The organism is Synechococcus sp. CBW1004, from assembly GCF_015840715.1.
In the GTDB taxonomy this organism is placed as follows: Bacteria; Cyanobacteriota; Cyanobacteriia; order PCC-6307; family Cyanobiaceae; genus Cyanobium.
In genome coordinates this window covers 93,710-117,973 of sequence record NZ_CP060397.1, presented here as the reverse complement: position 1 = coordinate 117,973, position 24,264 = coordinate 93,710, and the positions used below count along the sequence as shown (strand labels likewise).

At 65.5% G+C, this 24,264-nt stretch carries 18 protein-coding genes; 12 read left to right on the top strand and 6 right to left on the bottom strand.

Annotated features, from left to right (window positions below):
• Positions 1–84 precede the first annotated feature (84 nt).
• The 4 genes from H8F25_RS00520 to H8F25_RS00505 all read left to right on the top strand — a co-directional run bounded on the left by H8F25_RS00520 (position 85) and on the right by H8F25_RS00505 (position 5,978).
• Positions 85–732 carry a sulfotransferase family 2 domain-containing protein gene (locus tag H8F25_RS00520; protein ID WP_197211590.1) on the top strand — a complete coding sequence of 216 codons (648 nt, stop codon included), beginning with the start codon at positions 85–87 and terminating at the stop codon, positions 730–732.
• A gap of 771 nt (positions 733–1,503) precedes the next feature.
• Positions 1,504–2,679: a glycosyltransferase family 4 protein gene (locus H8F25_RS00515; RefSeq protein ID WP_197211589.1), complete on the top strand. Its 1,176-nt coding sequence runs from the start codon at positions 1,504–1,506 to the stop codon at positions 2,677–2,679.
• A 15-nt stretch (positions 2,680–2,694) separates the two neighbouring features.
• Positions 2,695–3,678, top strand: a complete 984-nt coding sequence (locus H8F25_RS00510) for a glycosyltransferase family 2 protein (protein ID WP_197211588.1) — start codon at positions 2,695–2,697, stop codon at positions 3,676–3,678.
• Positions 3,564–5,978 (top strand): glycosyltransferase, encoded by a 2,415-nt coding sequence (locus H8F25_RS00505; protein WP_197211587.1) that lies wholly within the window; start codon positions 3,564–3,566, stop codon positions 5,976–5,978. Before H8F25_RS00510 ends, H8F25_RS00505 begins: the two co-directional genes overlap by 115 nt.
• Positions 5,979–6,150: 172 nt before the next feature.
• Here H8F25_RS00505 and pyrC read toward each other — a convergent pair whose 3' ends face one another.
• Positions 6,151–7,230, bottom strand: coding sequence for a dihydroorotase (gene pyrC, locus H8F25_RS00500; protein WP_197211586.1), 1,080 nt, complete (start codon positions 7,228–7,230; stop codon positions 6,151–6,153).
• 190 nt (positions 7,231–7,420) lie between these two features.
• Positions 7,421–7,963 carry a YqhA family protein gene (locus H8F25_RS00495; RefSeq protein WP_197211585.1) on the bottom strand — a complete coding sequence of 181 codons (543 nt, stop codon included), beginning with the start codon at positions 7,961–7,963 and terminating at the stop codon, positions 7,421–7,423.
• Positions 7,964–8,021: 58 nt separating this feature from the next.
• Here H8F25_RS00495 and H8F25_RS00490 point away from each other — a divergent pair, with 58 nt between their 5' ends.
• Both H8F25_RS00490 and H8F25_RS00485 read left to right on the top strand, forming a co-directional pair.
• Positions 8,022–8,363: a DUF167 domain-containing protein gene (locus tag H8F25_RS00490; protein ID WP_197211584.1), complete on the top strand. Its 342-nt coding sequence runs from the start codon at positions 8,022–8,024 to the stop codon at positions 8,361–8,363.
• 114 nt (positions 8,364–8,477) lie between these two features.
• Positions 8,478–9,131, top strand: coding sequence for a DedA family protein (locus tag H8F25_RS00485; RefSeq protein ID WP_197211583.1), 654 nt, complete (start codon positions 8,478–8,480; stop codon positions 9,129–9,131).
• Positions 9,132–9,220: 89 nt separating this feature from the next.
• On the opposite strand, the gene H8F25_RS00480 is transcribed toward H8F25_RS00485, so the two are convergent.
• Complete coding sequence (locus H8F25_RS00480; RefSeq protein ID WP_231596955.1) at positions 9,221–11,026, bottom strand: SLC13 family permease; 1,806 nt, start codon at positions 11,024–11,026, stop codon at positions 9,221–9,223.
• A 311-nt stretch (positions 11,027–11,337) separates the two neighbouring features.
• Entirely contained in the window at positions 11,338–13,224 is a 1,887-nt protein-coding gene (locus H8F25_RS00475) for an APC family permease (RefSeq protein ID WP_197211581.1), read from the bottom strand.
• 94 nt (positions 13,225–13,318) lie between these two features.
• On the opposite strand from H8F25_RS00475, the gene H8F25_RS00470 reads away from it, so the two are divergent.
• Positions 13,319–14,512: a cation:proton antiporter gene (locus H8F25_RS00470; protein ID WP_197211580.1), complete on the top strand. Its 1,194-nt coding sequence runs from the start codon at positions 13,319–13,321 to the stop codon at positions 14,510–14,512.
• Positions 14,513–14,618: 106 nt separating this feature from the next.
• Here H8F25_RS00470 and H8F25_RS00465 read toward each other — a convergent pair whose 3' ends face one another.
• On the bottom strand, positions 14,619–16,043 hold the full coding sequence (locus tag H8F25_RS00465; protein WP_197211579.1) for a TrkH family potassium uptake protein: 1,425 nt from the start codon (positions 16,041–16,043) through the stop codon (positions 14,619–14,621).
• 103 nt (positions 16,044–16,146) lie between these two features.
• On the opposite strand from H8F25_RS00465, the gene H8F25_RS00460 reads away from it, so the two are divergent.
• Positions 16,147–18,930 (top strand): cation-transporting P-type ATPase, encoded by a 2,784-nt coding sequence (locus H8F25_RS00460; protein WP_197211578.1) that lies wholly within the window; start codon positions 16,147–16,149, stop codon positions 18,928–18,930.
• A gap of 92 nt (positions 18,931–19,022) precedes the next feature.
• Here H8F25_RS00460 and H8F25_RS00455 read toward each other — a convergent pair whose 3' ends face one another.
• The gene (locus tag H8F25_RS00455; RefSeq protein ID WP_231596954.1) at positions 19,023–19,328 is read right to left on the bottom strand and encodes a hypothetical protein; all 306 of its coding nucleotides are present in this window, start codon (positions 19,326–19,328) and stop codon (positions 19,023–19,025) included.
• A gap of 202 nt (positions 19,329–19,530) precedes the next feature.
• Here H8F25_RS00455 and H8F25_RS18050 point away from each other — a divergent pair, with 202 nt between their 5' ends.
• The 4 genes from H8F25_RS18050 to H8F25_RS00440 all read left to right on the top strand — a co-directional run bounded on the left by H8F25_RS18050 (position 19,531) and on the right by H8F25_RS00440 (position 24,260).
• Positions 19,531–20,235: a proton-conducting transporter membrane subunit gene (locus H8F25_RS18050; protein WP_370525778.1), complete on the top strand. Its 705-nt coding sequence runs from the start codon at positions 19,531–19,533 to the stop codon at positions 20,233–20,235.
• A 2-nt stretch (positions 20,236–20,237) separates the two neighbouring features.
• Complete coding sequence (locus tag H8F25_RS18045) at positions 20,238–21,410, top strand: proton-conducting transporter membrane subunit (RefSeq protein ID WP_370525777.1); 1,173 nt, start codon at positions 20,238–20,240, stop codon at positions 21,408–21,410.
• 181 nt (positions 21,411–21,591) lie between these two features.
• On the top strand, positions 21,592–23,040 hold the full coding sequence (locus H8F25_RS00445; RefSeq protein ID WP_197211576.1) for a DUF3365 domain-containing protein: 1,449 nt from the start codon (positions 21,592–21,594) through the stop codon (positions 23,038–23,040).
• Positions 23,037–24,260 carry a GGDEF domain-containing protein gene (locus H8F25_RS00440; RefSeq protein ID WP_197211575.1) on the top strand — a complete coding sequence of 408 codons (1,224 nt, stop codon included), beginning with the start codon at positions 23,037–23,039 and terminating at the stop codon, positions 24,258–24,260. The genes H8F25_RS00445 and H8F25_RS00440 overlap by 4 nt, the downstream gene beginning before the upstream one ends.
• The last annotated feature ends 4 nt before the right edge of the window (positions 24,261–24,264 follow it).

Here is a 24,264-nt window from a genome sequence, read left to right as displayed (position 1 = left end):
GAGCTGCCGTATTCCTTGCACCGAGCGTGGTCTCGGGTTCGCATAGGCTTACAGGCAATCTAGTTTTTTGATGCCTGGCTTGCCATGCTGATTAGTCATCAGTCGAAGTTTATCTTCGTTCACGTACAGAAAACCGCGGGCATCAGCTTCGAGTCTGTACTCACCAGAAACTTTCCAGACCTTATGCGATGGCACGGTCGACATGGTTTCGCGCGCGAAGGAGCGGTAGAGCTAGGTGTCGAGCGATGGAGCGATTTTTATTCCTTCGGATTTGTCCGCAATCCCTGGGAGCGGCTCGTCTCCTGGTACGCGATGATTGATGCTGCCCGCCTCAAACTGCCGCTCTGGAAACGGTGGAGAACTGCGCCATTTCAATACAAGAACTGGAACGAGGTTTATCGCAAAGCCAAAAACTTCGAGCAGTTCGTAGAGAAGTGCACCGACGTCACCTGGGACAACGGATGCTTGAAGAGCTTCGCATTCAACCAGATCGATTATCTATCCGATGCCGACGGAAGAATTCTGGTCGATAAGATCGGTCGGTTCGAGAATATTGCCGCCGACTCCGCTGAAATCTTCTCACGACTGCAGATCGACGATCGCTTACCTCATCGCAATCGGAGCACCCACCGGCACTATAGCGAATGGTATAGCGACCGAGTTCGCGATGTCGTCGCAGAGCGCTTCAGTCGCGACATCGAAGCCTTCGGATATCGATTCGAACGCGTCTAAGAATAACTCAGGTCTCCCTCAGAAATCCATGCTATTACAGCTCTGATCGGCTCCGAAACACTTCTGATGGGCCTCGGGCAACGAGCAGAACATCCGCACCACCGCCGCACGAGCCACAAAGTTGCATCGCAGTGGCAGGCCAGACGATCACAGATACGGTGCATTGTTTTTTTCGATCCACCTGGCAAATCTGATCATTTCCTGCCCGGCCTGAACTTCGCATTGAATCGAAAATGCTACGCAATACTCAGCGGCCGCGAAAAAAGTTTTGGAGACCTTGGCGCTGAGAATCGTAGTTTTGTTGACCGCTGGCTGGTCCGGCGGCGAACTGCAATTATGCTCTCTTGCAGAGATGCGACAGGCGGATCGCGACACACAGACTATTGTTTTACGGCAATATTCTAACAACAGACGTGGGCCCTGGCGTTTTCATGAACTAGGTCCCCTAAAGCAAAGCGGCAGATTCTGGGATGACGCCAAGCTGCACAGCCAACTGACAATTCCGATCACTAAACCCATGAGGCAGGTTCCAAGACACTGGCACCTGCACGTCAAGCCAGCCTGGCGAGCATCCTCATGAGCGACTACCATAAAATACCAAAAAGCAACCTAGGAGGCCGAACCCAAAAGAGGCCCACCACATTAAGACCACAAGTCCTATTCCAAACACTTGCGAATAGTGCCATTAATGAATAGAACTCTCAAGCCAAAGCCGACCACCCCCAAGAAATGAGTCGCGGCATCATCCGATTCGATCATTTTTATTAGCGAATGCGCATTCTTCTTATCAGCGATTACAGCACACCGTCCGGCGGCGCTGAATTGATGACACTGTCCCTTCGCAAGCAGCTTCGCTTCCGAGGGCATGATGTGCGCCTATTTGCCAGTAACGCTAGGCCAATAAAGCTCCAGCCCGAAGCAGATTATTCCTGCTTTGGGACGCTTTCCTCAATTCGGGGGATCACTCAGGTTTTAAATCCATCGGCCTACAACAGACTGAGGCAAATCCTCAAGGAGTTCCGGCCAGATGTTATCCATGTTCGCCTGTTCCTCAGCCAACTGTCTCCATTCATATTGCCTCTACTAAAAGACACGCCTGCGATTTATCACGTCGCCTGGTACCGCTGCATCTGCCCAATCGGCACAAAGTTGCTCCCTGATCAATCGCCCTGCCAAGAAAATGCAGGGATAGCCTGCATCAAAAACCGTTGCTTTCCGGCGGCTGCCTGGCCGAGCGCCATGGCCCAGCTCAGCCTATGGAGACTCTGGAGCAGAAACTTCAGTCTGATCGTCGCCAACAGCTATGCCACGCAGAAAAAACTTCTGCAGTATGGCATTCAAGCGGACGAGGTGATCTGGAATGGAGTTCCCGTTCATCCCTATGACAGACAACTCAATCAGACTCCAACAGTTGCATTCGCGGGCCGGCTTGTAACGGAGAAGGGTGTGGATGATCTTCTTGATGCAATGCATATTCTGGTCAGACGCATCCCAGCAGCAAGCTTATTGGTGGCCGGAGATGGTCCTGAACGAAAGCACTTGGAAGCCAGGGCTCGCAGAATCGGCATCGGTCACCATGTAGTCTTTCTGGGTCACCTATCCCGTCTTCAGCTGGAGGAGCGACTCAAGGGAGCCTGGGTTCAGGTGGTGCCTTCTCGCTGGGAAGAGCCATTCGGCATCGTCGCGGCAGAAGCGATGATGCGAGGGACTGCGGTCTTGGCCACCAACAGTGGCGGCCTGAATGAGATCATTCAGGATCACGAAACTGGGCTGTTGGTACCGGCCAATGACCCGCAATCGTTAGCCGAGGCATTGACGACCATGCTCCTCAATCCAAGGGAGACTGAGACACTTGGAACGAACGGAAGAAACTTTGCGCTCCGGCGACTGACGGAAGCAGGCTTCGTTGATCGATTCGAGCAGTTATATGCTAAACTCAAGCAATAACAACTGGCAGGCTTGATGGCGCCTCCCTCAAAGCCCTTGATTTCCATTGCGATCGAGGCCTACAACGAAGAAGCCAACAACCTCTCGCCACCCGTAGACACGATTGCTGCTCTGTGCACGCAAGACTTTCCTCTGGAGCTTGTGGAACTGATTCTCATCGGCAGTCCCAGGCAATTTGAATATTGGGGGCATTTCTGTTTACCCGAAGATGCATTCTGGAATGTGCACCTATTGCCGATCAGTGCATCCAATGCCCACTATTGGCAGCTAAAGAACGAAGCCGCAAAGGTTGCCCAAGCAGACTATCTAGCCTTCATTGACTGCGACTGCCTACCGGGACCTCGTTGGCTGCCTGCCTTGGCTGAAGCTCTACGCAACGGTGCCGACGTCTCGGTGGGATTTTCTCAGTACCGAACCGAACGCCTGGATGCCAACTCGGCCTTGATGCTGGCTGCTGCCCTGCCATCGTGGGGATTCGTACTGGCCCGTAGATCCACTCCCCAGGCCGGCGCATTGGTGGCTCATAACTTCGCGATTCGACGAGACTTGATGCTCCGCCACAAGTTCAGCACGCTCAAGCATTCATTCCCATCCTCTTTGCTGTATTTTGATCTGCTTCGCTCAGGTGCCAGATTTTCATTCCAGCCGGATCAACGCGTTGCCCACGGCATGACATTTCGCTGGTGGCTGACCAGGATGCACTTCCGAAGAGGCTGGGAAACTTACATCGGGCGGCAAAGCGATCCAGACTGGCCAAGGATCAAGGCTCTCGAACAAATTCCCCTGATTGAACCAATCATTCTTCGTTTTGCGCTCGTCTGTCGGGATGCAAGGCATTGGTTCCGTTACAGCCATCATTTAGGCCTGCAGCGAACTCGCGCTCTTTGCCTTTTCCCATTGGCAGTCGTGGCTTCACTGCTCGCACGCTCGGCCGAGATGGCAGGTATGTATGCGGCCCTGCTTGCGCCAGATGCAAGTGCAAATCAGGCTCGTTTCTGACCGTTCGTATGACATTATATTCCGATGAAAAGCAGCAGCATGATTCGTTCGCGTTGACAACAGAAGAAACAGCACCGCCCATGCCCCACCCCTCCCTCACCCTGGTGATGCCCACCATCAGCTGGGAGGAGCCCTGCGCCACCTGCCTGTGCGCCTCACTGGCAGCCCTTGCCCCCCAGGATGAGGCCCTCGTGGTGTTCGACGGCGAGCCGCCGCCGCCACCGGACTGGCTCCTGCACAGCCCGGTCAGGCTTCTGAGCACCGGGCGACGTTCGGGTCCCGCCTCTGCCCGCAACCTGGCCGCGCGTGAAGCGCGTGGCGAGATCCTGTGGTTCGTCGATGCTGACGTCCAGGTCCATCCCGATGCGGCAGGCCGTATCCGGGAGCACTTCGCCGACAGTCCTGCCCTCGCGGCGGTGTTCGGCAGCTACGACGACACGCCCGCCGATCCCGGGCTGGTGAGCCGCTTCCGCAATCTGCTGCACCACCACACCCACAGCAGCCATCCCGGGCCGGCCTGCACCTTCTGGGCTGGGCTCGGCGCCGTGCGCCGGCAGGCGTTCCTGGATCTGGGGGGGTTCGATGCCGTGTCCTACGACCGACCCTGCATCGAGGACATCGAGTTCGGCCTGCGGCTCAGCGACGCCGGTGGAATGATCATCCTTGACCCCGCCATTCAGGGAACCCACCACAAGCGCTGGACCCTGCGCTCGATGGTGTCCACCGACATCCGCCAACGGGCGATTCCCTGGAGCCAGCTTCTGCTGAGACGCCGGGAACTGCCGACCACCCTCAACCTCGATCCGACTGCACGCCTCAGTGCCGCTGCCAGCCTGCTGCTACCTCTGGCCCTGCTGGTGGCGGCCTGGATGCCTGCGTTGCGACCCATGTCGCTGGCGCTAGCTGGCGGCTGCCTGGCGCTGTTGCTGCTACTTAATCGCAACTTCTATGGGCTGCTTTTTCGCCGAGGCGGTCCGCCTGAAGCCTGTGTTGGCATCGTGCTGCACGGCCTGGTTCTCAGCTATTCGGGCGTCACCTTTGCCGTGCTGACCTTGCTGGATCTTCTGCAACGGCCGCTGCACTGGCCCAGTTGGCTGCAACATCGCCCCGCCCTCCAGGGTCGGCTGGTTGGTTGGAGTCTGATGCTGCTGGGCCTGCTCGCCATCTCCACCCTCCTGGCCGGGTTGATCAGCACCTGGATCCTCACTCCGTTTGACCTTCGCGAACGCTGGGCTGAGTGGCAGCTCTTTGCGGACGGCATCTATCCATCTGCCATGTTGGCGACACCCCTGCAGCGCTCCCTGCCCGACTTTCGGACCACGGTCTACCTGCCCTGGGCGCTGCCCTTGTTCGGCCCCTTCTTCGTCCTGGGTGGATGGATCCAAGGCACCTGGATCCTTCATCTTCTGAGCCTGCTCTCATTGGTGCTGATCGCCAGGATCGGCTGGTTCAGCCTCAGATCCTTCGGCGCTTCAGCCGGATGGCTGGGAACCCTGGCGCCGCTGGCCATTGCCGGTAACTTCAGCGCCTTGAACAAAGGACAATTCTCGATCATCTGCATGGGACTGATCAGTCTTCAATGGCTGCTTCTCCAACGACAGCGAAACCTGCCCGCTGGTCTGCTCTGGTCCCTTGCGATGGTGAAACCTCAGATCGGCCTCACCTACGCACTGCCATTCCTGACACCCAGGCGCCTTCCTGGACTCCTGCTGGGCCTGGGTGTGTTGACGGGACTTTCATTTCTAGCTCTGCACCACACCAACGTCGAGTTGGATATTTATCTGCGCAGCTGGATCAGCGTTTTGCCTCAGTTCATGAGCAGTTCCAACCTCAATGCCGTAGCTCTTCTGACCAATCTATTTCGAGCCTCAAGCCAGGCCTCCCTGATGCTGTTCGCCGGAGTCGTCTGCGTTGCCGCTGTGCTGGGAACGGTCTTCGGCCGCAGGAATCTGTCCACCGTGTTCAGAACGATGGAATCCCTTCTAGTTGGCGATCCTCTGGGTCTGGCTGGTTTCTGCGGGGTGCTCGGACAGCTCGGCTTCTATCACCGCTATTACGACAACCTCATGCTCTATCCCGCGCTTCTTGTGGTGTTCAGGCTTGCCCTCGGTCGCCCAAGGATTCTTGAAGGGGTACTGGCCGCATCCATGGCGGCATCTGTCTGGACGCCACAGCGTCTTCTCGATGCATTGCCTGGAAGCTCACTGGTACAGAGCCTGATCTGGATCCTGGTCGGGACCTTCCTTGTGCAGGAGCTGACCCGTTCATGCGCACGGGACAACCCTCTCCGAACATCCTGACCAAAACCTGCCTGAGGCCTCGCGCAGGCAGCGGCAACGCCATCAGCCATGGCCGCGACAGGTGCGCCCGGCCTCTCGAAACCCGCATCTTGGGGACCTCAGGGAGCGCGGTGAATTTCCCCGCTCCGGGTCGCAGCGGATCGGTCCTCGGCCCAGACCGCAGCCATGCAGGTCAGTCCAGGAGCTCCACCCGCCACCCCAGCCGCTCCCCCGCATGGAACGGCACCAGCTCCACGGCGCTGCCGGCGGCGTCATTGCCGTGCAGGCGGGGCGGCACCACCTGGCTCTCGCGCACCAGCGTGATCCGCTGCCTGTTGACGGGCAGGCCGTAGAAGGCGGGGCCGTGCAGGCTGGCGAAGCCTTCGAGGCGATCGAGCGCACCCTCCTGCTCGAACACCTCGGCGTAGCTCTCCAAGGCGAAGGGGGCGTTGTAGATACCGGCGCAGCCGCAGGCGCTCTCCTTGGCGTGGCGCGGATGGGGGGCCGAATCGGTGCCCAGGAAGAACTTCGGATTACCGGAGGTGGCGGCTGAACGCAAGGCCAGGCGGTGCAGCTCCCGTTTGGCCACGGGCAGGCAATAGAAATCAGGCCGCAGGCCGCCCTTGAACATGGCGTTGCGGTTGATGTGCAGGTGGTGGGGCGTGATCGTGGCGGCCAGATTCGGCCCCGCTTCGATCACGAACTGCACCGAATCGCTGGTGGTGATGTGCTCGAGCACCACCTTCAGCGCCGGGTGGCGTTGCAGCAGCGGATCCAGCACCCGCTCCAGGAACACCGCCTCGCGATCGAAGATGTCGATCTCGGCGTCGGTCACCTCGCCATGGATCAGCAGCGGCATGCCGATCCGCTCCAGGGTGTCCAGCACCGGCTCGAGGCGCATGATGTCGCTCACCCCCGCGGCGGAATTGGTGGTGGCGTGGGCGGGGTAGAGCTTGCAGGCCGTGAACACCCCCTCGGCGTGGCCACGCGCGATCTCGGCCGGGTCGATCGTGTCGGTGAGGTAGGCCGTCATCAGCGGCGTGAAGCCCAAGGACGCGGGCACCGCCTGCAGGATCCGCTCGCGGTAGGCGCGGCCCTGCTCCACCGTGGTGACCGGCGGACTGAGGTTGGGCATCACGATCGCCCGGGCGAACACCCGGGCCGTGGCCGGGGCCACGGCCTGCAGCAGCGCCCCGTCGCGCAGATGCACATGCCAGTCGTCCGGCCGCCGCAGGCTGAGGCGATCGGGGGCGGCGGCGGGGACGGAAGCCATCGGCTGAGGTGTGGTGCGAAGGAGGTGTGGCGCAGGGGCCGGGCCGGCTGCAGACAGGCCATGGCCATCCGTTCAGTGTCGGATGCCCACGGCACGCTCCCGGGTTCAACCGATCCGGCTCACCGCGGAGTGGACCCACATCGGCCCGCTCGCCAGCTCCGGTTGCGCTGGGATTCCGACGATCAGGCCTTCAGCCTTTTTCCTTGCCGCGCTTGCCCAGATCACCGGTCACCAGGAAACCGCTGACCGCCAGCAGCAACACGCTCAGACAGAAGAAGGCGAGCGACGGGCCGTCGTTGATCGGCAGACTCAGCATCGCCTTGAAGGCTGAGACGATCAGGGCCACCACCAGCACCTTCACCAGCTTCTCCTTGAGCTGATCGAGATCGCGGATGTCGAGCAGCCCATCCCCCGCCTTGCCGGGTGCGCGGGCCGCCTCGATCGGCGAGATCAGCAGCTCATAGACGCCATAGCCGAAGATCAACAGGGCGATGCCGATCAGGTAGAGATCGATGCCGGTCACCACGCCCCCCAGCAGCGTCGCCATGTATTTCTTCTCGGCGCTGTGGCTGGCCCCCAGCCCCAGGATCGCCATGCCGATCTCCTTGGTGCCGAGCACGAAGGTGACGCCCGTGCTCGCCAGGCTGAACAGCACCGGCAGGATGGCCACCAGGCGGAAGCGCCACAGCCAGGTCTCGAACCGGTATTCCAGGCGTTTGCTCAGGGAGGCCACGGATGCGCTTCAAGGGGGAATGGCACCGTAAGGGCAGCCTGGCGACTCGCCTCTCCCCATGACCGGCCACCGGCATCGTTCGCCCAGCCGCCACAACGCCACAGCTGCGGAGCACCAGGAAGAGGGCGCCAAGGCCCTGGCCGTCTGGATCCAGCCACGCGCCAGCCGCGACGCCGTGGTGGGTGAGCGGGAGGGCATGGTGGCCATCCGTCTGCAGGCCCCACCGGTGGATGGGGCCGCCAATGCCGCCCTGCTGCGCTTCCTGGCGCGCCGGCTCGGGTGCCCCACCACGGCGGTGCAGCTGCTGCGCGGTGAGCGGAGCCGCTGCAAGTGGGTGGCGGTGGAGGGGGTCCCGGCGGCGGAGCTGAAACGGCGGCTGCTGGCGCTCGGCGACACCTGAGCCGCTGCAGCCAGCCCAGCCTCAGATCGGCAGGTTCGCTCTGGCAGGCGGGCCAAGGCGAGGGCGCGGCGACACGACCCGTTCCCATAGCCTGAAGCCCCCTGACCCGCCGCCATGGAGCTCCTCAGCCTGGAGTCGCTGCAGCACTTGCTGCAGACCTGGGGCTATGGAGTGATCTTCGTGGCGATGCTGCTGGAGAACGCCGGCCTGCCCCTCCCCGGCGAAACGGTGACCCTTCTGGGGGGCTATGCCGCCGGCAGCGGCCAGCTGCAGTTTTTCGGTGTGCTCGGTGCCGCCGCCGCCGGAGCGATGCTTGGCGACAACCTCGGCTACTGGGTGGGTCGCCGCGCCGGCTGGTCCCTGATCCTGCGGGTGGGCCGCCTGCTCGGTCAGTCGCCGGAGCAACTGGAGCGCCTGCGCGACAGCTTCCAGCGCCATGCCGGCAAATCGGTGCTGCTGGGTCGCTTCGTGGCGGTGCTGCGGGTGGTGGCCGGCCCGATGGCGGGTGCCGTGCACATGCCCTACCGGCGCTTTCTGATCTGCAACGCCGCCGGAGCGCTGCTGTGGGCCGGGGCGATGGTCAGCCTGGCCTGGCTCGGCGGCCGCTGGGTGCCGCTGAACGTCATGGTGCGCAGCGTCGTGGAGTTCGGCCTCGGAGCCCTGGTCCTGGTGGCCCTGGTGGTGCTTCTGCCGCGGCTGCTCTCGCGGCTGGAATCACGCCAGCTGCGCGATCCGGAGGGTGTCGCCAGCGGCGATCCCAGCCTCTGAAGCGTTCCAGCACCTCTGAACCATTCCCGTGACGGGTTCCCGAGCAAAGGAAGCCCCGGCTGTTGCGCACAGGCTGCCGGCGGGAGCCTTCAGATTCCGAACCAGCGGCAGATCAGCAAGGGAACCACCACCGTCATCACCAGCGTGAGCGGGAAGCCGTAGCGGGCCACGTCCAGGAAGCGATAGCGGCCGGGACCGAACACCATCAGGTTGGTCTGATAGCCGACAGGGCTCAGAAAGCTCTGGCTGGCGCCGAACAGCACCGCATAGATGAAGGCCAGGGGAGGCTGGCCCAGCCCCTGGGCCAGCTGGCCGGCGATCGGAATCAGCATCGCCACCGTGGCGGCGTTGCTCATCACCTCGGTGAGCAGGGTGGTGAACAGGAACACCACCATCAGGGCCGCCAACACCGGCCAGTGATCCAGACCGGCGAGCAGCGCCCGGGCCAGGGCCGCCGCCAGGCCGGTCTTTTCCAGGGCCACACTGAAGCTCGCCAGCGAACCCAGCAGCAGGATCACGTCGAGCCGGATCGCCCGCTGCAGTTCACCCGGCCGCAGGCAGCCCGTGGCCACCATCGCCACGGTGCCGAGCAGCACCGAGGCCACCAGAGGGATGATCTCGAAGCTGGGCAGCAGGATCACCAGGGCGGTGATCACCAGAGCCAGCCGCTTGCGGCTGACGGTGGGCAGATCCTTCTCCAGCTGCTCCAGCACCACCAGATCGTTGCTGGCCTGAAGACCGCGGATGGCGTCCTTGGGGCCCTGGAGCAGCAGCACATCACCGTCGCGCAGCTGCACCCGGCCGAGCCGTTCCCGCAGCACCTGGTTGCCGCGGCGCAGCGCCAGCACGGTGACGTTGTAGCACTGGCGGAAGCGCAGATCGCGCAGGCAGTCGCCGGCCAGGGTGGAGCCGGAGGGCAGCAGCACCTCGACCATGCGCTGATCGTTCTGCTGATCGGAGCGGACCGGCTCCTCAGGAGTCGGGGCGAGCACCACGGTGTGGTCCTGCTGGAGGCGCAGCAGATCGTCACGGGTGCAGCGCAGCAGCAGACGATCGCCCAGCTTGAGGGTGCGATCGGCCAGGGGCGGCAGGAAGCGCTCCTGCTCACGATGGAGCTCAAGCACGTCGACATCGAAGCGACGCTGCAGGCGACTGCCATGCAGCGACTGGCCGATCAGCTCCGAACCGGCCGGAATCTTCACCTCGGTGAGATAACCACCGCTGGCCAGATCGGCGAGGAGATCCTCCTCGTTACTGCCGCGATCCGGCAGGAAGCGATCAGCCAGCAGCACCATCATCAGGCCCCCCACCAGCCAGACGCCGATGCCGATCGGCGTGAAGGCGAACAGGCCGAAGGCGCCATAGCCGAGCTTGCTGCTCACCTCGCTGGCGAGCAGGTTCACCGAACTGCCGAGCAGGCTCAGCGTGCCGCCGAGCACGGTGGCGAAGGACAGCGGCAGCAACACCTTGGAGGGGGAGACGCGGCGCCGCTGGCACCAGCCCTCGATCACCGGCAACAGACTGGCGACGACCGGCGTGTTGGGCACGAAGGCCGACACCGGCCCCACCGCCGCCACCATCAGGGCGATCATCCGCTTGGGACTGCGCACCGCATCCGAGCCGATCAAGGCACGCAGCCGATCAAGGCCACCACTGCGGAACAGACCGGCGGAGAGGGCAAAGAGACCCATCAGGGTGATCAGGGCCGGGCTGCCGAAGCCCTCCATCGCCTCGCCGGGACTGAGCACCCGCAGGGCCACCAGCAGAGCCACCGCCAGGAGGCCGGTGACCTCGGGAGCCAGCCAGCCCCCGACGAACAGCACGACGGAGCCGGCGAGGATCGCCAGGGTGATGGCCGCCTGGGGCTGCAGGGCGGCGGCGAGCAGGGACTCCAAGGCCGGTCCGACAATTCCGCCAACATACACCGGTTCGTGGATCGGGTTATGTGCAACCATCCACACCCGCTCCCCTCAGACTCCAGCCGGCAAGACCCTGAGCCCGGCCAGGCGACGCGACCATTCCCCACCTGCCTGCCGTGGATTACTGACCTCCCGGAGCGGGAGCGACCTGCGGCCGTGGCAGCCGATCTGAGCAGCCGGTATGAGCAGCCGCCCGGAGGCAACCGGGCAGGGGCTGAACGCCCGAGCCGCAGGGCGATGCAAGCGGTGTGAGGGCCTGGCCGGGGCCGGACGGTGGCACCCATTGCTCACAGGTAGAACCCCACCGTCGTCACCACGCGCGTGCCCTGGGCGCGCAGGGCATTGCGCAGCAGGATCGTCGACTGGTTGTGCAGCAGGTTCTCCCAGCGCCGCCGGGTGACGAACACCGGCAGCACGATCACGCAGAAGCGGTCGCGGTCCTTGCGGTGCTCGATCTCGAAGCCCTGGACGAACTGCACCACCGGATCGACCAGCGAGCGATAGGGGGATGGCAGCACCTCCAGCCTCACCTCCGGCACCTGGCGCTGCCACTGGGCGACGAAGGCCTGGCTGCCGCCGCCACCCAGATCGACATGCACCGCCACCAGATCGCTGGCGATGGTGCGGGCGAAGCGGATCGCCTCGAAGGTGCCCCGATGCAACTGCCCCACCAGCACCACCGTCGGGCTGCCCGTCCCCTCCGTTGGCGACGGCGGCAGCCGGAGACGCTTGTCGGGAGCAAGGCGCAGCCGGCGGGCCACCGTGTCGTAGTGGGCGCGGATGCGCAGAAAGAGCGTCACCAGGATCGGGATGGTGACCACCACCACCCAGGCCCCCTGGGTGAACTTGCTGACCAGCAGCACCATCCCCACCACGCCGGTGATCACCGTGCCGACACCGTTGATCAGGGCCTTGCCGGACCAGCCTCGGCCCCGCTGGCGCCACCAGTGCATCACCATCCCCGCCTGCGAGAGGGTGAAGCTGAGGAACACCCCCACCGCATAGAGCGGGATCAGGCGGCTGACGCTGCCCTCGAACAGGACCAGCAGCAGACCGGCGAAACCACTGAGGGCGAAGATGCCGTTGCTGAACACCAGCCGATCGCCGAGTGAGGCGAGCTGGCGGGGCAGGTAGCCGTCCTGGGCCAGGAAGGCCGCCAGGCGGGGGAAATCGGCGTAGGCGGTGTTGGCCGCCAGCAGCAGGATCAGCAGCGTCGCCAGCTGCAGCACCGCCAGCAGCAGGCCGTCCCCGAAGATCCGCTCGCCCAGCTGGTAGAGCAGGGTCGGGCCGTTGTCGGTGGCCACCACGCCGCTCTGGTGCGCCAGGGCGCTGATACCGCTGAACATCAACGCCAGCATCAGCACCATCACCGTGAGCACGCGGCGGGCGTTGCGCCACTCCACCGGCCGGAAGGCGGCGACGCTGTCGCTGATCGCCTCGATGCCGGTGAGGGCGGCGCAGCCGGAGCTGAAGGCCCGCATCAGCAGCAGCGGGCCGATCACCATCAGCCCCTGACGGCCATTGGCGTCCTCCAGCAGGCGCTGCTGATCAGCCATCGCCGGGGTCGGCAGCTGGCCCAGGCCGGCCTTCACCGCGCCCGCCACCAGCAGGGTCATCACCACCCCCATGAACAGGTAGGTGGGCAGGCTGAGGAGCCTGGCGCTGGAACTCACCCCGCGCAGGTTGGCCACCATGACCAGGGCCACCGCCACCAGGCAGAGCAGCACCCGCTGATCATCCAGGCCGGGGAAATATGAGGTGAGGGCCGCGATGCCGGCCGCCACGCTCACGGCCACGGTGAGCACGTAGTCGATCGAGAGGGCGGCGCCGGCCACCAGGCCGCTCAGAGGGCTGAGGTTCTCCTGGGAGACCCGATAGGAGCCGCCCCCATGGGGATAGGCCTTGATCGTCTGGCGGTAGCTGGTGGCCACGATCAGCATCAGCCCCACGATCAGGCCGGTGATCGGCAGGGTGAAGGGCAGGGCGGCGGCACCGGCCAGCCCCAGCACCAGCACGATCTCCTGCGTGGCGTAGGCCACCGACGAGAGGGCATCGGAGCTGAGGATCGCGAGGGCCTCGGCGTTGCTGTAGCGCTCCTCGTGCTGGGCGCTGGTGGGAAGCGGACTGCCGATCAGGGTGCGCCGGACCCGGTTGAACGCGGCGAGTGGCGACATGCCTGGCGGGACCACGGGTCGGGCAGCTGCTCAAACTAGGACCGGGACCAGCGGCAGTCAGCCTGCCCTGAGCGCCGTTCCGCCCCATCCCCCGATGCACGCCTCGCCCCTGCTCGGCACGCTGCTGCTGCTGCTCACCGGCGTGGCGCTGGCGCGGCTTTCGGCAGGTCGCCTGGCGCGCTGGGCGGTGCCGGCGATCCTGGTGGAGCTGCTGGTGGGCTTCCTGCTGGGCAACAGCGTGCTGCCCTTCGAGCGGGTGGCGCCCCTCGGCGGCATCACCGAGCTGGGGGTGCTCAGTCTCTTCTTCCAGGTGGGCCTGGAGGTGCGCGGCGATCTGCTGATCGCGCAGCGACGGACGCTGCTGCGGCTGGTGGCGATCAGCGCCCTGGCGCCGCTGCTCTTCTTCTGGCCGCTGCGGACCCTGTTCGGACTGTCGGTGCCCACCACCCTGCTTTGCCTGGCGGTGCTCTGCGCCACCGGCACCGGAGTGACCCTGCGGGTGCTCGCCCAGCGCCAGGCCCTGACAAGCCCGTCGGGCCGCCTGCTGGTGGGTGTCTCGGTGCTGGATGACCTGCCGGCGATTCTGCTGCTGGCCCTGTCGACGGCCCTCGGCGCCGGCGAGGCCGCGGGGCATGGGGGCGGCGCCGGCTGGTTGGGCCCGCCGCTGGGGCTGCTGCTGGGCCTGGCCAGCCTGCTCGCGGTGGACACCTGGCGGCGGCACCGGCCGGAGCGGCCCTCAAGCCCGCTGTCGATCCTGCTGCTGCTGATCGCCTCCGCCTGGCTGGGCGAACTGGTGGGACTCACCAGCCTCTTCGGCGCCTTCTGGGGTGGGCTGCTGCTGGCGCGCCTCTCGCCGTTGGAGCAGGACGTGCGCGCGGTGCTGGTGCTGCTCTGTGAGGTGTTCCTGCCCCTGTATTTCATCAGCGTCGGCATGCGCATCGAGGCCGCCAGCCTGCTGGCGCCCGGGGCCTGGGGGATGGCGGCGGTGCTGGTGGTGATGGCTCTGGTCAGCAAGCTGGCCTGCGGCCTGGGCATCACGGCCCACGACACCGCCACCGGGGTGGACCGGCGCCTGGTGATCTACGGCCTGATCCCCCGCGGCCTGCCGGGGCTGGTGTTCGCCACCACGGCGCTCAAGGCCGGCGTGGTGAACGCCTCCCAGTTCTCCGCGCTGGTGCTGATGGTCAGCTTCACGACCGTGGTGGGGCTGCTGCTGCTGGAGCGGCGCCTGCAGCGGCTGACCAGCCTGCCGGGATCGCACACGGTGGACCGGAGCGCTGTCTCCTGAGAGCAGCCCCGGCAGCCTGTCACTGGCTCTGGCCGTTGGTTCTGGCCGCTGGCATGAGGGCCCGGCGGAGCAGCGGGAGCCCCCCCGAAACATCACCCGGCTGGCCCTACAGATAGACCTCCTCGCTGGGGAAGCGCACCCGCGGGACCGAACGGCGTCCATAGATGGCGGACAACAGCAGGATCACGCCAAGCCGCCCGGTGAACATGCCCACCATCAGCACCAGCTGGCCCCAGCGGTTGAGCTGGGCCGTCACGCCCACATCGAGGCCGACGGTAGCGAAGGCCGACACGCAGGTGAACAGTTTCTCCAGAAAGGTGAACCCCGGCTGGCCGGCCCGGGGCTCGGCGGTGATGCCCAGCCCCAGCAGCAGGGTCATCGCCAGCACGAACAGCGCCGAGGCCAGCGCCACACCCACGGCCCGCAGCACGGTGGTGTCGGCCACGTGCCGGCGGCGCACATGCACGTGGTCGCGGCCCTCCAGGGTGGAGCGGGTGGCCGCCATCAGCACCGCGAAGGTGGTGGTCTTGATGCCGCCGCCGGTGCCGCCCGGGCTGGCGCCGATGAACATCAGCGTGATCATCAGCAGCAGACCGGCCTCGGAAAGCGTCTGCAGCGACAGCGGAATCGTGTTGAACCCGGCCGTGCGGGTGGTGATCGACTGAAACAGGGCGATCAGCAGCTGGCGGGCAGGAGCCAGCTGCTCGATGGCGGTGTCACCGACCCCGAAGTTCTCGGTGAACAGCAGGCCGAAGGTGCCCACCACGATCAGGGCAACGGTGCTGCGCAGCACCAGCCGGGTGTGCAGGCTGAGGCGGCGGAAGCTGTTGAGCTTCCTGCGGTTTCGCCACAGATCCTGGCTGACGCGCCAGCCGATGCCGCCGCTGACGATCATCACCGCGATCACACCGTTGACGACGAGGTTGTCGCGATAGGTCTCGAGACTGGTGTTCCAGAGGCCGAAGCCGGCGTTGTTGTAAGCGCTGATGCAGTGAAACAGCGCGGCCCACAGACGCGGGCCGGGCTCGGGGATGTCACGGAAGCCGATCAGGAACAGCACGGCGCTGCCCAGACCCATCACCCAGGCGCCGCTGATCAGGATCGAATGAAAGGTGGGGCCGATACCGCCGACGCCGAACTCATCGAGGGCGCGCCCCTTGTCGAGCCGCTGCCGCAGGCCGGAACGCCCCTGCACGAAGCCCTGCAGGAAGGTGGTGATCGCCATCAGCCCGAGGCCGCCGGTGAGAATCAGCCCGGCCAGCACCAGCTGTCCGACGAAGGTGAGATCGCGGCCCACATCGATGATCGTCAGCCCGGTGACGGTGATCGCCGAGGTGACGGTGAACAGCGCCTGCCACAGGCCGACGCTGTCGAGTGAGCAGAGAGGCGAGGCCAGCAGGAGGGTGCCGCAGGCGATCACCAGCAGGCCGGTGAGGATCGTGAACTGGGGAACGGTGAGCTGACGGCGCCAGAGCTCGAGTCGGGCCAGCACCGTGCTGGTATGCCCGGTGGCGAGCGGGCGGTCGGACATCGCAAGTGCGCTGCGGCCGGCACAGTCTGGGGTCTGCCCGCACCGTCCAGCCGATCAGCCTTGATCGCCCCCCTTAGGGTTCGGCCGACGCTGATCACCCTCCTTGAACGGCTCCGCTCCTGCAGGCTCCGCCTCCTGGCACGCCCTTCCGCCGCAGGCGTGCCTGGAGCGACTGCAGGCCGATGCCCAGGGCCTGAGCACAGCCGGCGCCGCCCGCCGCCTCGCCGACAACGGCCCCAATCGCCTGGAGATCAGCGAGGGCCGCAGCGCCCTCCAGATCCTCCGCGATCAGTTCAGCAACGTGATGCTGCTCATGCTGCTGGCGGTGGCGGCGGTCTCCGGCGCCGTCTCCCTGCATCAGCAGGAGTTCCCCAAGGACGCCATCGCCATCCTGGTGATCGTCGTTCTCAACGGGCTGCTGGGTTACCTGCAGGAGAGCCGCGCCCAGAAGGCGCTGCTGGCCCTGCGCGACATGGCCCAGCCACTGGTGCAGGTGCGCCGCGACGGCCGCTGGCAGCGGATCGCCAGTGAGGAACTGGTGCCCGGCGATCTGATCCGCCTGGAGGCGGGCGACCGCGTGCCCGCGGATGGGCGCCTGCTGGAGGAGGCCGATCTGGGGGTGCGCGAGGCCGCTCTCACCGGGGAGGCCGAAGCGGTGTTCAAGCGCGCCGATCTGCTGCTGGAGGAGGGCACCCCGCTGCTGGAGCGCCAGAACTGCCTGTTTCAGGGCACCGAGGTGGTGCGCGGCCGCGGCGTGGCGCTGGTGACCGCCACCGGCATGGCCACCGAACTGGGCCAGATCGCGCAGATGATCAATACCGCCGGTGGTGAGGAGACACCGCTGCAGCAGCGGCTCGATGGTCTGGCCAGGGTGCTGGTGATCAGTGCCCTGGCCCTGGTGGCGCTGGTGGTGCTCGTGGGCTGGCTGATGGGCCAGCCGCTGCTCAACCTGCTGGAGGTGTCGCTCTCGATGGCGGTGGCGATCGTGCCGGAGGGGCTGCCGGCGGTGATCACCGTCACCCTGGCGATCGGCACCCAGCGGATGGTGCGCCGCGCCGCCCTGATCCGCCGACTGCCGGCGGTGGAGGCCCTCGGCTCGGTCACCGTGATCTGCTCCGACAAGACCGGCACCCTCACCCAGAACCGCCAGGTGGTGCAGGAGCTGCGGGTCGGCACCCTGGCGGTGGCGGTGAGCGGCCACGGCTACGAACCCCGCGGCGACTTCAGGCCGAGGGAGCTGGCCGCCCCCGACGCGGCCACCCCGGGGGCCCCGGATGGCGCCCTGCAGCTGCTCCTGCGGGCCGGCGTGCTCTGCAGCGACGCCGAGCTCAGGCAGGACGCCGAGGGGCGCTGGGAGATCCTGGGGGACCCCACCGAAGGTGCCCTGTCCGTGGTGGCCGAGAAGGCCGGCATCGACGACTTCGAGCTGCGCAGTCACTTCCAGCGCGACGCTGAGATCCCCTTCAGCTCGGAACGCCAGCTGATGGCGGTGTGGATCGACGATCCCCTGGGCGCACTGCAGACACCGCTGGCGGAGGCCGCGGCCGACTCCCGGCGGCTGCTGATCAGCAAGGGAGCCCCCGAGGTGATCATCAGCGGCTGCAACCGCTGGATCGACGGCTCCGGCGTGACCGGCCTGACCCAGACCCAGCGGGACTGGTGGCTCGCGCAGGCCCGCCAGCTGGCGGCCTCCGGCCTGCGGGTGCTGGCGTTCGCCTGCGCGCCCCATCACCCCAGCCCCGACCATCCCCTCGAGAATCAGGTGCTGCTGGGGCTGATGGCCCAGCTCGACCCGGCCCGGCCGGAGGTGAACCATGCGGTGGCCACCTGTCGGGGGGCCGGCATCCGACCCGTGATGATCACCGGTGATCATCCGCTCACGGCCCGGGCGATCGGCACCGCCATCGGCCTGAGCGAGGCCGATGGCGAAGTGGTGCTGGGCCGCGATCTCGAGCGCTTCGATGAGAGCGCGCTGCGCGAAACGGTGGCCCGCTGCAACGTCTACGCGCGCGTACCGCCCGAGCAGAAGCTGCGCATCGTCAAGGCCCTGCAGGCCAACGGCCAGGTGGTGGCGATGACCGGCGACGGCGTCAACGACGCGCCGGCGCTGAAGCAGGCCCACATCGGTGTGGCGATGGGCATCACCGGCACCGAGGTGAGCAAGGAGGCCGCCGACATGGTGCTGCTCGATGACAACTTCGCCACGATCGTCAATGCCGTGGAGGAAGGTCGCCTCGTTTATGCCAACATCCGCCGCTTCGTCAAATACATCCTCGGCAGCAATGTCGGCGAACTGATCACCATCGCCGCCGCCCCCCTGCTGGGACTCACCGGCGTGCCGATGACGCCGCTGCAGATCCTGTGGATGAATCTGGTCACCGACGGCGTGCCGGCATTGGCCCTGGCGCTCGAACCGGCTGAGGAGGGACTGATGCAGCGCTCCCCCGCACGGCCGGGCGAATCGATCTTCGCCCGCGGCATCGGCTCCTACATCCTGCGCATCGGTGTGGTGTTCGCCCTGATCACGATCGCGATGATGGTCTGGGCCTACCGCACCCATGCCGAGGCGGGGCCCTGGCGCACGATGGTCTTCACCACGCTGTGTCTGGCCCAGATGGGCCATGCCCTCTCGGCCCGCAGCGACCTGCCGCTGCTGCGCCTCAATCCACTCTCCAACCCCTGGCTGCTGGGAGCGGTGCTGCTCACGTCCGCCTTGCAGCTCACCCTGCTCTATGTGCCGGCCTTGTCAAGGTTCTTCGGCACGGTGCCGCTGAGCGGTGCCGATCTGCTGGTGTGCCTGGGAGTGAGCCTGGTCTTCTTCGTCTATCTCGAACTCGACAAACTGCGCATCCTCTGGGGACACCGTCACCGGAGCGACGCCGTCTGAATCCCGTCGCAGGAGCGACGCGCTCTGATCGGATCACCGGGGCCTGAACCGCCCCGAGGCGGCGTGGGCACCAGCTGCGCCCTTGGCTGGACTCACTCGTCCTGGACACCCTTGTCGATCAGCTCCGGCTCCCGTTCGAAGGCGCCGGTGGTGATCTGCTTGATCATCGCCCTCTGGCTGGAGGCCTGCTGCGCCGGCAGCGGCCTCCAGTTCGTCAGAAAGAAGAGCAGCATCGCGAAGGCCGCCATCGACACCAGGGTCAGGCCGGTGAGCAGGGGGTGGGGTCTGCCAGCCTCGACGCGCAGTGGGGCGGGGGTGCCGCAGTCGCTGCAGACCAGGCCCAGGCGGCTGCTGCCGGCCCGGCTCAGCATCCGACTGCCGCAACGATGACAGGCCATGGTTGCCGCACGGGAATGCCCACTTTTGCAGGGCTGGTCGCCCCACGTTCTGCAGCAACGGCGACCGAAACCCCGGCCAGGAGGCAATGATCAGCGGCGCTTGCCTTGGCCATAGGAACTGCCACTGGCCCGCACAGCCCAGAAAAGCAAGGCTCTGCTTAGGGTTTGGGGCCCATCGGCTCCAGCTCTCGCTCCCGCCGCCATGACCCTGCTCCCGGCCCAGACGGCCTGGTTGATCCCGCTCTATCCCCTGCTGGCCTCGCTGCTGTCGCTGCTCTGGTCGCCGGGACTGATCTCCCGCACGGGCCCGCGGCCCTGCGGCTACCTCAACCTGCTGCTCGGCAGCCTGGCCTTCGTGCACAGCGCCGCCGCCCTGGTGGCCCTGCACTCCAACTCCGGCGCCGGCTCGTCGGCGATCTACCGGCCGCTCACCTTCGGCTGGACCTGGCTGCAGACCGCCGGTCTGCGCATCGGGTTCGACGGCCTGATCACCGAACCGGCCCTGATCGCGATGACCGTGATCACGGCCCTGCACGTGCTGGTGCAGATCTATGCGATCGCCTACCTGGAGATGGACTGGGGCTGGCCGCGCTTCTTCGGCTCGCTCAGCTTCTTCGAGGCCGGCCTGTGCGCCCTGGTGCTCACCGACTCCCTGTTCTTCAGCTACGTGATTCTCGAGCTGCTGACCCTGGGCACCTATCTGATCGTGGGCACCTGGTACAACCAGCCCCTGGTGGTGAAGGGAGCGCGCGACGCCTTTCTGACCAAGCGCATCGGTGACCTGATCCTCCTGGCCGGCGTGATCGCCCTGCTGCCGCTCACCGGCACCTGGAATTTCCAGGCCTCCAGGCCTGGGCCGCCGATCAGGCCAACAACCAGCTGCCGCTGCCTGCCGGCTTCAGCCTGATCGTGCTCGCCCTGGTCGCCGGTCCGATGGGCAAATGCGCCCAGATCCCCCTGCACCTCTGGCTGGATGAAGCCATGGAGGGTCCGCTCCCCTCCACCGTGCTGCGCAACTCGGTGGTGGTGGTCGGCGGCGCCTGGGTGCTGCTGCGGTTGCAGCCGCTGATCGAGATGGTGCCGCTGGTGCAGTCGGTGCTGGTGGTGGTGGGCGGCACCAGCGCCCTGGTGGGAGCCCTGATCGCCCTGGCCCAGATCGATGTCAAGCGGGCGCTCTCCTTCCTGGTCACCAGCTGGATGGGGCTGCTGTTCGTGGCGGTGGGCCTCGACGGCATCCCGGTGGCCGACCACCTGATGCTCGTCTACCCGCTGCCGATGGCCCTGATGCTGATGGCGGTGGGTGCGATCGTGCTCACCAACGTCACCCAGGACCTCACCCAGCTGGGGGGCCTGTGGAGCAAGCGCCCGCTGATGGGTCTGGCCTTCCTCAGCGGGGCCGTGAGCCTGGTCGCCCTGCCCCCCTTCGGTGGTTTCGCGGCCCTGCGGGAGCTTCTCAGCCTGACGGCGGGCAGCAGCCATCCCCTCCTGCTCGGCGGCCTGGTGCTGCTCACCAATGCCCTGATCAGCGCCGGATTGATGCGGGTGTTCGGCCTGATCTGGGCCGGGCAGCCGACGCCGTTCACGATGCGCTCTCCCGAAGTGCTCTGGCTGATGGCCCTGCCCACGCTGCTGCTGATGGGCCTGGTGCTGCACCTGCCCCAGCTGCTGGTGCGCAATGGCGTCTTGGCCCTCGATCCCTTGCCGGGCTGGGGCCCGCTCGCACTGCCTCTGCTTCTGTCGACGTTGATCGGGGGTGGCCTTTCGGCCGTCTTCTACCTGCGGCCTCACCCCCTGGCCCAGCTTCCCGCCGCCCTGGGCGGCCTGCAGGACTGGCTGGCGCACGACATGCAGACCGAGCGTTTCTATCACCGCACTGTCGTCGCCCTGGTGCTGTTGCTGGCCCGCCTCAGCCGCTGGTCCGAGCTGCGGGTGGTGGATGAGTTCAGCGGTGCCACCGGCGGTGCCGCGCTGATCGGTGCCCGCCGCCTCAGCCTCACCACCTCCGGCCGCTCCCAGGCCTATGCCCTGACACTGGTGCTGGGAGTGCTGCTGATGGCCGCCTGGCTGCTGGCAGGACTCTGAAGCGGCAGCGCGACACCCCGGCAGACGCGGCGGATCGGGGTTTCAAGCCGATCTCCACCCGTGGCCAGCCCCATTTTCAGCCCGGATTCAGGTGAACCGAATCCGCTGCACCTGAGCGCTAACCTGGAGCGGCGCGCTTGGGCGGTGGCTGGTTTCCTTGGCTGAAATTGCCCGAAGAACTTTGTCCTGGAGGGACCCCAGGCGCTTTCAGAGCACGATCCTCTGGCTGCAAAGGCGGCTGGCGATGCTGGTGCGGCCGGAAACGGTGTTGTGGCTGCTGCTGGCAGCCTTGCTGCTGCTGCCGGTTGTGATGGTGAACTCCATCTCCGATGCCACGGTGGCCCAGATGAAGATGCAGGCCGAGGAAATCGCCAGCCTGGCCACCGACATCCGCGCCTATTACGCCGACAACGTGATTGCCCGTCTGCAGGCTGCCGATGGCAAAGCGGTGTACAGCGAAAACTACCGCGACATTCATGGTGGCATCCCGATTCCCGCCACCCTTTCGATCGAGCTGGGCGCACTGTTTGACAACGCCCATCGCGACGGACGCATTTCCTACGAATTCATCTCTGACTATCCCTTTGCCAAACGCGTGGCCCGCCAGCTGGACCCGTTCGAGTCCAGGGCGATCAACGCCTTCCGTGCCGATCCGGAGCGAACCACCTACACCCAGCTTCAGGGCAACGGCCTCGGCCGCTCCTCCTACCGGCTGGCCACGCCGGTGATCATGCGCCAGGCCTGCGTCACCTGCCACAACACCCATCCCGATTCACCCAAGCGGGACTGGAAGGTGGGCGATATCCGCGGCATTCAGGAGGTCACCGTGCGCGGGCTGCAGGTGAACAGCTTCGGCAAGATCGGTACGTTGCTTGGCTATATCTCCCTCCTCGGCCTGCTGTCGGTGGCGGCGGCCTGGGTCTTCCAGCGACAGAGCCGCAACCTGGGGAAGATCAACGAAAAGCTGAGCACCGTCCATGCGCGTGAGTCAGAGCTCGCGGCCCGGATGAGCGATCAGCTGCAGGAGCTGTCCCTGTTCGGCACGGCGGTTGACAATTCGGTCGTGGGCATCGCCATTGCCGACATGCGCAAACCAGACCGGCCCCTCATCTATGTGAATGAGGCCTTCACCAGGATCACCGGCTACAGCAGAGACCTGGCGATTGGCTACAACTGTCGCTTCCTGCAAGGGCCCGATACCGATCCGGCGGAGGTGCGCCGGATCCGGGACGCCCTGAATCAGGGGCAGCCCTACAGCGGTGAGCTGATCAACTATCGCAACGATGGCAGTCGCTTCTGGAATCGCCTCACTCTCTCACCCGTGGGAGGCAGCAGCGGCAAGCCTGATTTCTTCGTGGCCAATCAGGTGGACATCACCCATCTCAAGCTGGAGAGGGGCGTACCTCTGCAGGAACTCAGCAGCCTCGAGAACGATGTGGCAGCCGCCCGCGCGGCACTCCACGATGCCAGACGCTTTGCCGAGGCCCTGCAACGGCAGCTCGAGCAGAGCGGCGGTTGCGCCGTGGAGCAGGAGGCCTTCCTGCGCTCGGAGGAACAGGCCCATCAGAATGTCGAGGCTTCTCTTGCCGAGATCTCAGGCGTGATTGAGCGCTACAGCAAGAGCACATGATCCCGCTCCCCTCCTCCCTCAGGCAGACCGGTCAGTTTCTGAGGCAGCTGCTGATCACCTACTGGCTGGGATCCACCCTGGTGATCAGCACGGCGCTGACCCTCTACGACCTCTGGGAACACCAGAAACAAACGGTGCGGGAAGGGCAGCAGATCACCCATCTGGTGGCCTCCAGCCTCCGCATACCGATGACGAGCAAACAACGGCAGCAGCTGTTGGAGTCCTACACCCAGACCAACCGAACCCAGCGCTTTGACCGGGTGAATGTGACCTTGGTCCTCGATCGCAGCGGCAAGGTCGCCTACAGCTCGCGCCCAGCCTGGCCGGCACTTCCGATCAGTGATCGGCTCTTTCGGCAGATGGGCCAGGACGACCCTGACTTCAGTGCTGTGGTGCAGTGCTTCCAACGCCAGGACACCTCCTGCATGGAGCTGCGCAGTGAAGACTGGAATCTTCATCTGAGCGGCATCAGCATCGTGCGCCCTGTCTGGATGCCGCCGACGGATCTCGGCCTGCCGCGACAGCCCTTTCTGGTGGTGGTCAATTTTGATGCGGGCATGCTCATCAGCGATGTCCTGCAGGATGTGCCCTGGCTGGTGCTGATCTCCGCGATGATCGCAGCTGTGCTGGCAGCAGGTCTCTGGTGCGTGATCTCGGCCAGGATGCTGCCCCAGCTGGTGGAGGCGTCCCAGACGGATGCCCTGACGCAACTGATGCATCGCACCCCCTTCATGGATCTGGCCATGGAGGTGCTCGCCGAAGCGGAGGAACGCCAGGGAGATCTGGTGTTTGCCATCCTTGACATCGACCACTTCAAGCGCATCAACGACACCTACGGCCATGGCTGTGGTGACGCTGCCCTGGCCTCGGTGGGTTCCCTGCTGCTCACCGTCACCAGACCCGAAGACCTGGTCTGTCGCTTCGGGGGGGAGGAGTTCGCCATGCTGATCTCGGCTCCCCGCGAGGCCGGAGCCAAAGCGCTGGAGCGTCTTCGCCTGCAGCTGGAGATGAACAGACTTCTCTACAACGGTCACAACATTCCGCTCACGGTGAGCATCGGCGCGGCGGCCACCGCCCAATGCGGCTACAACGTTGACTTTCTCTACAATTCAGCTGACAAGGCCCTCTACACAGCCAAGCGTCGCGGCCGCAATCGGCTGGAATGGAATGATGGCGAGCTGGTCAGTCGCCTGTCACTCCCCTCCGAGATGAGCCGCTGACGGC